Origin of the sequence: Pseudomonas sp. ACN5, from assembly GCF_002303975.1 — a bacterium.
Classification (GTDB): Bacteria; Pseudomonadota; Gammaproteobacteria; order Pseudomonadales; family Pseudomonadaceae; genus Aquipseudomonas; species Aquipseudomonas laurylsulfatiphila.
The window spans coordinates 186,050-198,404 of record NZ_MRCP01000007.1 but is presented as its reverse complement, the minus strand read 5'-3'; the positions used below and the strand labels follow the sequence as shown (position 1 = coordinate 198,404).

The window sequence follows — 12,355 nt, the reverse complement described above, 5'->3', positions numbered from 1 at the left end:
TTTTATATGACGAGCAACAACGAAAGCAAAGTAAAACGCAAAGGCACATTCAAGAGCGCCCCGCTGCCGGAAAAGGTCCTCGCCGCCGAGCCGCCTAAGGGCGACGAGCTGGTCAAGATCGCCGTAGCCGCCCTGGAAGACGTCAAGGCCCAGGACGTGCTGGTGATCGATGTTCGCGACAAGCAGAGCATCACTGACTACATGATCATCGCCACCGGTACCTCCAACCGCCAGATCGGCGCGATGCTGGACAAGGTCCGCGAGGCCGTCAAAGCCCTGGGCATCAAGCCGCTGGGTGAAGAAGGCAAGGGCGACAGCGACTGGGTGCTGTTGGACATGGACGACGTGATCGTTCACATGATGACTTCCAACGCCCGTCAGTTCTACGACCTGGAGCGCCTCTGGAAAGGTGCCGAGCAGAGCCGTGCGGCCGATGGCAAGCACCACAGCCCTGAAGTTGGTCACGAGCACTTCAACAAGCTCAACAAAGACCAGGAATAAGGGACCGCTGTGCGACTGCGACTGATCGCCGTCGGTTCACGCATGCCCAAGTGGGTGGAAGAAGGCTGGCATGAATATGCCAAGCGTCTTCCGTCCGAACTGGCGCTGGAACTGGTGGAAATACCGCTCAATACCCGTGGCAAGAATGCCGACGTGGCCCGCTTCATCCGTCAGGAAGGCGAAGCCATGCTGGCCAAGGTCGGGCCGAACGAGCGCGTTGTCACCCTCGAAGTCCATGGCAAGCCCTGGAGCACCGAGCAACTGGCGGTCGAGCTCGATCGCTGGCGGCTGGACTCGCGCACCGTCAACTTCATGGTCGGCGGCCCCGAAGGGCTGGCACCGGAAGTCTGTGCCCGGGCTGACCAGCGCTGGTCGTTGTCGCCGCTGACCTTGCCGCACCCGTTGGTGCGGATTCTGATCGGCGAACAGTTGTACCGTGCCTGGACCGTGCTGTCCGGTCACCCTTACCACAAGTAGTTCTGCCCTCATGTCCCAGCCGATCCGCATCAAGGACCACGAAAAAGACGCCCGTCTGGTGCGTGGCCGCGTCGTGTTCGGGGCCATTGCAGTGGTGGCGCTGATCGGCGTGCTGATTGCGCGCCTGTATTTCCTGCAGGTGATCCAGTACGAGTACCACTCGACCCTGTCGGAAAACAACCGCGTCCATGTGCAGCCGATTCCGCCGACCCGTGGCTTGATCTTCGACCGCAATGGCGTGGTGATCGCCGATAACCGGCCCAGCTTCAGCCTGAGCATGACCCGCGAGCGGTCCGGCGACTGGCAGCAGGTGCTCGACGTGATCGTCGAAGTGCTGGAACTGACCCCCGAGGATCGGGTGATCTTCGAGAAGCGCATGCGTCAGGGGCGCCGGCCGTTCGAGCCGGTGCCGATCCTGTTTGAGCTGACCGAAGAGCAGATCGCCCGGATTGCCGTGAACCAGTTCCGCCTGCCGGGCGTGGAAGTGGTCGCGCAACTGGTTCGTCACTACCCGCAGGGCGCGCACTTTGCGCACTCGGTGGGCTACATGGGGCGGATCAACGAGAAAGAGCTCAAGTCGCTGGACCCGGTCAACTACAGCGGCACCCACCACATCGGCAAAACCGGCATTGAGCGCTTCTACGAGCCCGAACTGCACGGCCAGGTGGGTTACGAGGAAGTCGAGACCAACGCCCGGGGCCGCGTACTGCGCGTGCTCAAGCGTACCGATCCGATTCCCGGCAAGGACATCGTCCTGAGCCTGGACATCAAATTGCAGGAGGCCGCCGAGGCTGCGTTGGGTGGTCGCCGTGGCGCGGTGGTCGCGCTGGACCCGAAAACCGGCGAAGTGCTGGCGATGGTCAGCCAACCGAGTTTCGACCCGAACCTGTTCGTCACCGGCATCAGTTTCAAGGCCTATTCCGAGCTGCGCGATTCCATCGATCGGCCGCTGTTCAACCGCGTGCTGCGCGGTCTGTACCCGCCGGGCTCGACCATCAAGCCCGCGGTGGCGATTGCCGGTCTGGATGCTGGCGTGGTGACAGCGTCGACCCGAGTGTTCGACCCCGGTTACTACATGCTGCCCAACTACGATCACAAATACCGTAACTGGAACCGTACCGGCGACGGCTTTGTCGACCTCGACACAGCGATCATGCGTTCCAACGACACCTACTTCTATGATCTGGCGCACAAGCTGGGGATCGACCGGTTGTCGGCGTACATGACCAAGTTCGGCATTGGCCAGAAAGTCTCCCTGGACATGTTCGAAGAGTCGCCGGGGTTAATGCCGTCCCGCGAATGGAAGCGTGCGACCCGTCGCCAGGCATGGTTCCCGGGCGAGACGCTGATTCTGGGGATCGGCCAGGGCTATATGCAGTCGACTCCGTTGCAGTTGGCCCAGGCCACCGCACTGGTGGCCAACAAAGGCATCTGGAATCGTCCGCACCTGGCCAAGACCATCGAGGGTGTGAAACCGGTGGATGAGAATCCGATGCCGGACATCATCCTGCGCGACCCGTCGGACTGGACCAAGGTCAACCACGGCATGCAGCAGGTTATGCATGGTGCCCGTGGTACGGCGCGCAAAGCCTCGATCGGCGCGCAATACCGAATCGCCGGCAAGTCGGGTACGGCCCAGGTGGTCGCGATCAAACAGGGTGAGAAGTATGACCGTTCCAAGGTTCAGGAGCGCCATCGCGACCATGCCTTGTTCGTCGGCTTCGCGCCGGCCGACGATCCGAAGATAGTGGTGTCGGTGATGGTCGAGAACGGCGAATCCGGTTCCGGTGTCGCTGCGCCAGTGGTGCGTCAAGTCATGGATGCCTGGCTCCTGGACCAGGACGGTCGGTTGAAGCCCGAATACGCCAGCCCTATCAGTGCAGAGGCTACCGCCCGTGATGAATAACTTCGATCGCATGCTCTCCAGTGAGGATGTGATGCGTCGCCGTGCGACGCTGCTGCAACGCCTGCACATCGACGGCCCGCTGCTGATCCTGCTGCTGACCCTCGCCGCCGGCAGCCTGTTCGTGCTGTATTCGGCCAGTGGCAAGAGCTGGGATCTGCTGGGCAAGCAGGCCACTTCGTTCGGCATCGGCCTGGTGTCGATGATCGTCATCGCCCAGTTCGAGCCGCGCTTCATGGCGCGCTGGGTGCCGTTGGGCTACGTGGTCGGGGTGATGCTGTTGCTGGTGGTGGACATCATGGGCCACAACGCCATGGGCGCTACCCGCTGGATCAACATTCCCGGGGTGATCCGCTTCCAGCCCTCGGAGTTCATGAAGATCCTGATGCCGGCGACCATTGCCTGGTATTTGTCCAAGCGCACCTTGCCGCCCCAGCTCAAGCACGTGGGCGTCAGTCTGATGCTGATCGGCGTGCCGTTTATTCTGATTGTGCGGCAACCGGACCTTGGCACCTCGCTGCTGATCCTGGCCGGCGGCGCTTTCGTGCTGTTCATGGGTGGCTTGCGCTGGCGCTGGATCCTCACCGTGCTGGCCGCCGCCGTTCCCGTGGCGATTGCCATGTGGTTCTTCATCATGCACGACTACCAGAAGCAGCGAATCCTGACATTCCTCGACCCGGAGAGCGATCCGCTCGGTACGGGCTGGAACATCATCCAGTCCAAGGCCGCCATCGGCTCCGGTGGTGTGTTCGGCAAGGGGTGGTTGCTGGGCACCCAGTCGCACCTGGACTTCCTGCCGGAAAGCCATACCGATTTCATCATTGCCGTACTGGGTGAAGAGTTCGGCCTGGTGGGGATCTGTGCGCTGCTGCTGATCTACCTGCTGTTGATTGGCCGCGGTCTGGTGATTACTGCCCAGGCGCAGACATTGTTCGGCAAGTTGCTTGCGGGCAGCCTGACCATGACGTTTTTTGTTTATGTTTTCGTCAACATCGGTATGGTCAGTGGCCTGTTGCCGGTGGTGGGGGTGCCGTTGCCGTTCATTAGCTACGGAGGAACTTCGCTGGTGACGCTGCTGTCAGCGTTTGGGGTTTTGATGTCGATCCATACCCATCGCAAGTGGATCGCGCAGGTTTGAATAAGGTGAAATTTTCAATGCAAGTAATGCGTGGCTGGGCGACTCGATATGCGCCATGGGTCAGCCTGGTAAGCATCCTTGGCAGCGGGCAGGAAGCGTTGGCCGGCGACTACGAAGGCTCACCCCAGGTGGCCGAGTTCGTCGGTGAAATGACCCGCGACTACGGTTTCGCCGGTGAACAATTGATGGGCGTGTTCCGCGAAGCCGAGCGCAAGCAGTCGATTCTGGACGCCATCTCGAAACCTGCCGAACGGGTCAAGCAGTGGAGCGAGTATCGCCCGATGTTCATCACTGATGCGCGCATAGCCCGCGGGGTGGACTTCTGGCGTCAGCACGAAGCGGTGCTGGCGCGTGCCGAGCAGGAGTACGGCGTGCCGGCCCAGGTGATTGTCTCGATCATCGGCGTTGAAACCTTTTTCGGCCGTAATACCGGAAATTTCCGGGTGATCGATGCCTTGTCGACACTGGGTTTCGACTATCCTCCCCGTGCCGAGTTTTTCCGCAAGGAATTGCGTGAGTTCCTGCTGCTGGCCCGCGAAGAGCAGGTCGATCCGTTGACGCTCAAAGGCTCATACGCTGGCGCAATGGGGTTGCCGCAATTCATGCCGAGTAGTTTTCGCGCGTATGCGGTGGATTTCGACGGTGATGGCCATATCAATATCTGGACCAACCCGGACGATGCCATTGGCAGTGTCGCCAGTTACTTCAAGCGTCATGGCTGGGTCGCTGGCGAACCGGTGGTCAGCCGCGCCGATGTCCGTGGCGATCAGGTTGACGAAGGTTTGACCGCAGGCATCGAACCGACGAAAACCGTCGGGGAGTTGCGAGCCCTGGGGTGGTCAAGTCATGATGCGCTGCGCGATGATATGCCGGTTACTGCTTTCCGCCTGGAAGGCGACAATGGCCCCGAGTACTGGATGGGCCTGAAGAATTTTTACGCGATCACGCGTTATAACCGCAGCGTGATGTACGCCATGGCCGTACATCAACTGTCTGAACAGCTGGTCCAAGCACGGGGCGTCAAGTAATGCGGGCATTGCCTATCAATAAACCCCTGAAGCTGATGGCATGCGCCGCGCTGGCAGTGCTGGTCGCCAGTTGTTCGACCAGCCGCGCGCCGGCCCCGAAGTCCACCACCGCCGTACGCGCGACGCCGGGGCTGGACATCAACCGTGCCCACAAGGATGGCGCGCCATGGTGGGACGTCGATGTGTCGCGTATCCCGGACGCCACGCCGACCCTGCACACCGGTCCGTACAAGGCCGCCCCGTACTCGGTACTGGGCAAAACCTACTTTCCGCTGCAAGAGTCCAGGACCTACGTGCAGTCGGGTACGGCGTCCTGGTACGGCACCAAATTCCATGGCCAGAACACCGCCAATGGCGAAGTCTATGACCTGTACGGCATGAGTGCCGCTCACAAGACTTTGCCGCTGCCAAGTTACGTTCGGGTGACCAACCTGGACAACAACAAGACCGTGATCCTGCGGGTCAACGACCGTGGGCCGTTCTACTCCGACCGGATCATCGACTTGTCGTACGCGGCCGCCAAGAAGCTCGGCTACGCTGAAACCGGCACCGCACGGGTCAAGGTCGAGGGCATCGATCCACAGCAATGGTGGGCTGCCAAGGGCCGTCCGGCACCATTAATGCTCAACGAACCGAAAGTCGCGCAGAATAGTGCCCCGGTGATCACGGCTTCGGCCGGCACCGTCGAGCAATGGACTCCTCCGCCGCAGCAACACGCCGCTGCGGTAGTGCCGGTTCAGCTCGATGCAAAAAAAAACGCTTCTGCACCAGCCTCTGGCCAGTATCTGCAGGTGGGCGCGTTCGCCAACCCGGACGCTGCAGAACTGCTGAGGTCGAAGCTCAGCGGGATGGTGAGCGCTCCGGTGTTCATCAGCTCGATCGTGCGCAATCAGCAGACCCTGCATCGGGTGCGCATGGGACCGATCGGTTCGCCGGGTGAAATTGCCCAGGTACAGAACAGCGTGCGCCTGGCCAACCTTGGTTCGCCAAGTGTGGTCACGGAGTAAGCAACACGTAGAACTTGATTGACGATTCACCAGCGATTGGGGGGTGAATCAGGTTGTTGGCTCGTTGAAGAACAAAAGCCCGGCAAGGGTTACAGAGTGAGCAACTGAACACGCGATGACTCGTTAGAAAGTCATCTGATTAGTTTTGCCCTCGGGCAGTTTCCATTAGCGATTTCGAGAGACGGATGAACATCACCACCTTTGCCAAACGCCTGTTCCTGTTAGTCCCGCTGCTTCTCTCACCCGCCGCTTTTGCGGCCGAGATGATGCCTTCGCCACCACAATTGGCTGCCAAGGCCTACGTGCTCATGGATGCCAGCAGCGGCAACGTGCTGGTCGAAAACAATGGTGACCAGCGTCTGCCACCGGCCAGCTTGACCAAGCTGATGACCGCGTACATTGCGACCCTGGAAATCCGTCGTGGCCAGATCGGTGAAAACGACCCGGTGACCGTCAGCGAAAACGCCTGGCGCACCGGTGGTTCGCGGATGTTCATCAAGGTGGGTTCGCAAGTCACTGTCAGCGACCTGCTGCACGGCATCATCATCCAGTCGGGCAACGACGCCAGCGTCGCGCTCTCCGAGCACATCGCCGGCAGCGAAGACGCCTTCGCCGACATGATGAACAAGACCGTGGCTGACCTGGGCATGACCAACAGCCACTTCATGAACCCGACCGGTCTGCCGAATCCTGAGCACTATTCGTCGGCTCACGACATGGCTGTTCTGGCCCGCGCGATCATTCACGAAGACCCGGCTCACTACGCGATCTACTCGCAGAAAGAGTTCTTCTGGAACGGCATCAAGCAACCCAACCGTAACCTGCTGCTGTGGCGCGACAAGACTGTCGACGGCCTGAAGACCGGTCACACCGATGAAGCCGGCTACTGCATGGTGTCTTCGGCCGTACGTGACGGCATGCGTCTGATCGCCGTGGTGTTCGGCACCAACAGCGAAGTGGCCCGTGCCGCCGAAACCCAGAAGCTGCTGACCTACGGTTTCCGTTTCTTCGAAACCCAGACCTTCTATCAGAAGGGCACCGAACTGGCCCAGGCTCCGGTCTGGAAAGGCGCCACCAACCAGGTCAAGGCCGGTCTGGCTGAAGACCTGACCATGACCCTGCCAAAAGGCCAGCTGAAAAAGCTCGCCGCCAGCATGACCATGAACCCGCAACTGATTGCGCCAATCGCCAAGGGCGACGTGATCGGTAAAGTCGAAGTCAAACTGGAAGACAAGGTGGTGCACAGCGCCGACCTGATCGCTCTGGATGGCGTCGAAGAGGGTGGTATCTTCCGTCGCATGTGGGATAGCATCCGTCTATTCTTCTACGGCTTGTTCAACTGATAGTGTGCTCCTGCAAAACCCCGTGCTGATCCGGCGCGGGGCTTTGCCGTCGCCACGGCTTACGCTTACGAGGCCGTTACGCCATGACCGATACCGAAGTAAAGGCGCCAAAGATCGAATTCCCTGCCACTGATTATCCAGTCAAGGTGATCAGCGACACCGGCGTGGGCAACAAGGACAGAATCATCGACATCGTCAGCAAGCACGCCAAGATCAACGACGAGCGTATTGACGAGCGCCAGAGTAGCAACGGCAAATACACCACCATTCAGTTGCACATCGTCGCGACCGACCAGGACCAGCTGTACAACATCAACAGCGAACTGCGGGCTACCGGTTTCGTGCACATGGTGTTGTGATGTCCGGCACGCTGGGCTTTCGCGAGCTCGGCCAGATGGCTTACGAGCCGGTCTGGCATGCCATGCAACGCTTTACCAACGAACGCGGCACCGATGTTGCCGACGAGGTCTGGCTGGTGGAGCACCCGGCGGTGTTCACCCAGGGCCAGGCCGGCAAGGCCGAACACCTGCTGCTTCCCGGTGACATTCCGGTGGTGCAGGTCGACCGTGGGGGGCAGGTGACCTACCACGGCCCCGGCCAGTTGGTGGCTTATCTGCTGCTGGACGTACGCAGGCTCGGGTTTGGCGTGCGCGATCTGGTCAGCCGGATGGAGCAATGCCTGATCGAGCTGCTGGCCAGTTACGGTGTCACCGCCGCGGCCAAGCCCGATGCACCGGGTGTCTACGTCGACGGGGCGAAAATCGCCTCCCTGGGTCTGCGGATCCGCCACGGCTGTTCCTTTCATGGCCTGGCCTTGAACGTGGACATGAACCTGGAACCGTTTCGACGGATTAATCCCTGCGGCTACGCCGGGCTGGCGATGACCCAGCTGAGCGATCACGCAGGATCGATTGAATTTGCCGAGGTAAGTGCCCGGCTGCGCGCGCAGCTCGTCAAACACCTCGACTATGCTGAGCAGACGACCCTCACGGGCGGAATCGACTGATATGACTACTGATGCAGTGCAAACCATGATCCCGACGCTCGATGTCACCGAGCGCCCGGCCCCGCGTCCCAAGGTTGAAGCCGGCGTCAAGCTGCGCGGCGCCGAAAAGGTTGCACGCATCCCGGTGAAGATCATTCCGACCACCGAACTGCCGAAGAAGCCGGACTGGATTCGTGTGCGCATCCCGGTTTCGCCGGAAGTCGACCGCATCAAGGCCCTGCTGCGCAAGCACAAGCTGCACAGCGTGTGCGAAGAGGCTTCCTGCCCGAACCTGGGTGAGTGCTTCTCGGGCGGCACCGCGACCTTCATGATCATGGGTGACATCTGCACCCGTCGTTGCCCGTTCTGCGACGTCGGCCACGGCCGTCCGAAGCCACTGGACGTCAACGAACCGGAAAGCCTGGCCATCGCCATTGCCGACCTGCGCCTGAAGTACGTGGTGATCACCTCGGTGGACCGCGACGACCTGCGCGACGGTGGTGCCCAGCATTTTGCCGACTGCATCCGCGAAATCCGCAAGCTGTCGCCGAACGTGCAGCTCGAAACCCTGGTTCCGGACTACCGTGGCCGCATGGACATCGCCCTGGAAATCACTGCCGCCGAGCCGCCGGATGTGTTCAACCACAACCTGGAAACCGTGCCGCGCCTGTACAAGGCTGCGCGCCCGGGTTCGGACTACCAGTGGTCGCTGACCCTGCTGCAACGCTTCAAGCAGATGATGCCGCACATTCCGACCAAGTCCGGGCTGATGCTGGGCCTGGGCGAGACCGACGAAGAAGTCATCGAAGTCATGAAGCGCATGCGCGAGCACGACATCGACATGCTGACCCTGGGCCAGTACCTGCAACCGTCCCGCAGCCACTTGCCGGTGCAACGCTTCGTGCACCCGGACACCTTCGCCTGGTTCGCCGAGGAAGGCTACAAGATGGGCTTCAAGAACGTTGCCTCGGGTCCGTTGGTGCGCTCCTCGTATCACGCCGACGAGCAGGCCAAGCTGGTCAAGGCCGAGCTGATGTCGTCCTGATCTGCGCACGCAAATGAAAAACGCCCGCACGGTGTTCAGCCTTGCGGGCGTTTTTTTGCCCGGCCTACGGCACTGGCCGCTTTTTCCTGCAACCTGCGGGGCGATTGGCCCTCTTCAGTTTGTCCCCGTTCCTGACTACTGTGTGCTGACGTGTTCACACAGGGAGATTCACGAATGACCGCTCGACCGACCCACACCCTTTGCCCCCATGCTCCCGTCCCGGCACTGCCGTCGGAAGGCATGATCGGCGTTATCGCACCCGCCGGTCCCGCGACGCTGGACACCGACAAGGCGGTGCAATGGATGTGTGCCCGAGGTTACTCACTGAAAGTGTTTCCCGGGGTCTACGAGAAAGACGGCTACCTGGCCGGCAGCGACGACGTGCGGCTCAATGACCTGCACGCTGCGTTCGCGGATCGTGAAGTCGATGCCATCATCTGCCTGCGCGGAGGTTACGGCACGCCCCGGCTGCTTGATCGCATCGATTTCCAATTGCTGCGCGACAATGCCAAGCCATTCATCGGTTACAGCGACATCACAGCCGTGCATTTGGCGATCAGTCGTTATGCCGGTTTCGTGACATTTCATGGTCCATTGCTCAATGCCGACCTGCTGGGTGGCAAGCAAATACCAACGGAGTCTTCCTTTTTCAACATGCTGCGCGGGCAGGTGAGGGCGGGCTCGGTGCTGGCGCATCCGGTGGCCTGCCCGCTGACCACGATCGAGCCGGGCGTGGCTCATGGGCGCTTGCTCGGAGGCAATCTGGCCATGATCGCCGCGACCATGGGCACGCCCTACGAGATTGATGCCGAGGGCGTCATTCTGTTGATCGAGGACATCAACGAGCCGCTGTATCGCATCGACCGGTTGCTGACCCATCTGCGGCTGGCGGGTACGTTGCACAAGCTGCGCGGTGTGTTGGTCGGGGATGTGGCGGGAGTGGAGGTGGCCACGCTGGACAGGTTGCTCAAGCAGACCTTCGCGCCATTGAAAATTCCGGTGTTGTCCGGGTGGCGAAGCGGGCATTGCGACCCGAATCTGACGCTGCCCATGGGGGCGTTGGTGCGCTTGGATGCCGGGAACAAGGAGTTGATGCTGGAGCAGGATGTGGTGACCAAACGTTAGATGTTCGTTGCCTGGTACTCAGTCTTCGCGAGCAAGCCCGCTCCCACATTTGATCTGTGAGCGCCACAAAATCAATGTGGGAGCGGGCTTGCTCGCGAAAGCGGTTCCAGCCATACGACAAACTATCGGTTGCGCAACCCTTCCAGCAACTTGTGCGTCGGGTAGCCATCCGCTGGCCAGCCAAACGACTGCTGGGCGCTGCGAATCGCCTTGCGGGTGTTGGCGCCAATGATCCCGTCGGCGGTGCCAGCGTCGTAGTTTTGCGCGCTCAGCAGGTTTTGCAGCTCGATCCGCTCGGTGCGGCTCAGTGGCAGGTCATCCTTTGGCCACGTGCCACTGATCAAGCCCGCACCATTGAAGCGTTCGGACAACAGGCTCACGCCCAGGGCGTAGGACGACGAGTTGTTGTACTTGAGGATCGCCCGGAAGTTATCGAGCACCAGGAACGCCGGGCCACGGTAACCGGCCGGCAGCAGCAGTGCTGCGGACAATTGCTCGGAGCCGGCCGGGACCTGGCCACCGTTGGGCAGGGTAATGCCAAGTTGCCGCCATTCGGCGACGCTCTTGCGAATCGAGCCGTCGGCCAGCAGGTAGTTGAACCCGCTCGGCAGCTGGACTTCAAAGCCCCATGGCTGGCCTCTCTGCCAGCCGGAACTCTGCAGGTAGTGCGCGGTAGACGCCAGGGCATCGGCCGAACTGCTCCAGATATCGCGCCGCCCGTCACCATCGAAGTCCACGGCATGGGTGTTGTAGGTGGTCGGGATGAACTGGGTCTGGCCCATGGCGCCGGCCCAGGATCCCAGCATCTTCTCGGGCTCGATATCGCCTTGTTGCAGGATTTGCAGGGCGGCAATCAATTGCGCGTGGGCGAAACCTGGGCGACGGCCTTCATAGGCCAGGGTCGCCAGTGAGTTGATCACCGACTTGCTGCCCTGGAACTGGCCAAAGTTGCTTTCCATGCCCCACACAGCCACCAGCGCCTGACGATCAACGCCATAACGCTGCTCGATGCTTTGCAGGATGTCGGCGTACTGGTTGACCAGCGACTGGCCTTTACGTACCCGCAGCGGCGACAGGGCGCCATCCAGGTATTCCCACACCGGCTTTGCGAATTCCGGTTGGCTGCGGTCGGCACGAATTACACTGGGGTCGAAGCTGACATCGGCGAAAGCGCGATCAAACAGATCGGCGCGGATACCCGCGGCCAGGGCATCCTTGCGAAAACCCGCCTGCCATTCGGCGAAGGTCTGGGTTGGCTGGATGTCGAGGTTCTCACCCGTCGGAACCACAGGCGGAACAACCGCCGGGGCGGTGGCGACAGGAAGCGTCTGAAGCGGCTGAGCGTCGGCTGCGGTCGGTTTTTCCGCGCAGGCGACAAGCAAAACAAGGCTGGAGGCAGCGATCAGTTGGCGAAGGTGCCAACGACGGGGAAGACAAAAGGGCATGCACGGGTCCAGGGAGTACGAATCAGGTACAGACCTTAACATGTTGAAGGGGGGTTCTGCTTTACGCAGCCAGAAAGTAAGAAGCCTCCCAGTTGTCAGGCTGGAAGGCTTCGCGGCGATAACTGCCTTTGCCCTTGGCGGGACGTTCCTGGCGGCTGCGGAACAATGGCTGGGCAATGATGGATTTGGCCTTGTTGGGGCCATGCGTTGATGGCTTTTTGCTCATGATGATTTCTCGCAAGTGAATGGATTTTGCGCGGCAAATCATCGGCCGAAGTTGGGGGGATGTCCAGTCCCGGTGAGTATCAGAAAAAGCGCCGCTCTCTGTAGGAGCGAGCTTGCTCGCGATGGTCGTTAA

General features: G+C 60.9%; 13 protein-coding genes. 11 read left to right on the top strand and 2 right to left on the bottom strand.

All coding sequences use genetic code 11. From position 1 onward, the window contains the following. Positions 1-6: 6 nt before the first annotated feature. The 11 genes from rsfS to BSF40_RS15270 all read left to right on the top strand — a co-directional run bounded on the left by rsfS (position 7) and on the right by BSF40_RS15270 (position 10,552). Complete coding sequence (gene rsfS / locus BSF40_RS15320) at positions 7-501, top strand: ribosome silencing factor (protein WP_007975896.1); 495 nt, start codon at positions 7-9, stop codon at positions 499-501. 9 nt (positions 502-510) lie between these two features. After that, positions 511-978 carry a 23S rRNA (pseudouridine(1915)-N(3))-methyltransferase RlmH gene (gene rlmH, locus BSF40_RS15315; RefSeq protein WP_007937439.1) on the top strand — a complete coding sequence of 156 codons (468 nt, stop codon included), beginning with the start codon at positions 511-513 and terminating at the stop codon, positions 976-978. A gap of 10 nt (positions 979-988) precedes the next feature. Beyond that, positions 989-2,884 (top strand): penicillin-binding protein 2, encoded by a 1,896-nt coding sequence (mrdA, locus tag BSF40_RS15310; protein WP_095965720.1) that lies wholly within the window; start codon positions 989-991, stop codon positions 2,882-2,884. Positions 2,885-2,915: 31 nt separating this feature from the next. Then, entirely contained in the window at positions 2,916-4,019 is a 1,104-nt protein-coding gene (rodA, locus tag BSF40_RS15305; protein WP_049810841.1) for a rod shape-determining protein RodA, read from the top strand. 17 nt (positions 4,020-4,036) lie between these two features. Continuing rightward, positions 4,037-5,047, top strand: a complete 1,011-nt coding sequence (gene mltB, locus BSF40_RS15300) for a lytic murein transglycosylase B (protein WP_095965719.1) — start codon at positions 4,037-4,039, stop codon at positions 5,045-5,047. Further along, a complete protein-coding gene (locus BSF40_RS15295; RefSeq protein WP_095965718.1) occupies positions 5,047-6,054 on the top strand; it encodes a septal ring lytic transglycosylase RlpA family protein in 1,008 nt (335 codons plus the stop codon). Before mltB ends, BSF40_RS15295 begins: the two co-directional genes overlap by 1 nt. A 185-nt stretch (positions 6,055-6,239) precedes the next feature. Beyond that, the gene (locus BSF40_RS15290) at positions 6,240-7,397 is read left to right on the top strand and encodes a D-alanyl-D-alanine carboxypeptidase family protein (RefSeq protein ID WP_015096974.1); all 1,158 of its coding nucleotides are present in this window, start codon (positions 6,240-6,242) and stop codon (positions 7,395-7,397) included. A gap of 83 nt (positions 7,398-7,480) precedes the next feature. Then, complete coding sequence (locus BSF40_RS15285) at positions 7,481-7,756, top strand: DUF493 domain-containing protein (RefSeq protein ID WP_007975882.1); 276 nt, start codon at positions 7,481-7,483, stop codon at positions 7,754-7,756. Then, positions 7,756-8,403: a lipoyl(octanoyl) transferase LipB gene (gene lipB / locus BSF40_RS15280; RefSeq protein ID WP_007975880.1), complete on the top strand. Its 648-nt coding sequence runs from the start codon at positions 7,756-7,758 to the stop codon at positions 8,401-8,403. The genes BSF40_RS15285 and lipB overlap by 1 nt, the downstream gene beginning before the upstream one ends. A 25-nt stretch (positions 8,404-8,428) precedes the next feature. Further along, entirely contained in the window at positions 8,429-9,427 is a 999-nt protein-coding gene (lipA, locus tag BSF40_RS15275) for a lipoyl synthase (protein WP_162130289.1), read from the top strand. A gap of 174 nt (positions 9,428-9,601) precedes the next feature. Next, a complete protein-coding gene (locus BSF40_RS15270; RefSeq protein WP_095965717.1) occupies positions 9,602-10,552 on the top strand; it encodes an LD-carboxypeptidase in 951 nt (316 codons plus the stop codon). A 122-nt stretch (positions 10,553-10,674) separates the two neighbouring features. Here the strand turns inward: BSF40_RS15270 and BSF40_RS15265 are convergent, their stop codons facing one another. Together BSF40_RS15265 and arfA are read right to left on the bottom strand one after the other, a co-directional pair. Beyond that, a complete protein-coding gene (locus BSF40_RS15265) occupies positions 10,675-11,997 on the bottom strand; it encodes a lytic murein transglycosylase (RefSeq protein ID WP_095965716.1) in 1,323 nt (440 codons plus the stop codon). A gap of 61 nt (positions 11,998-12,058) precedes the next feature. After that, positions 12,059-12,223, bottom strand: coding sequence for an alternative ribosome rescue factor ArfA (gene arfA / locus BSF40_RS15260; RefSeq protein WP_095965785.1), 165 nt, complete (start codon positions 12,221-12,223; stop codon positions 12,059-12,061). Positions 12,224-12,355 lie beyond the last annotated feature (132 nt).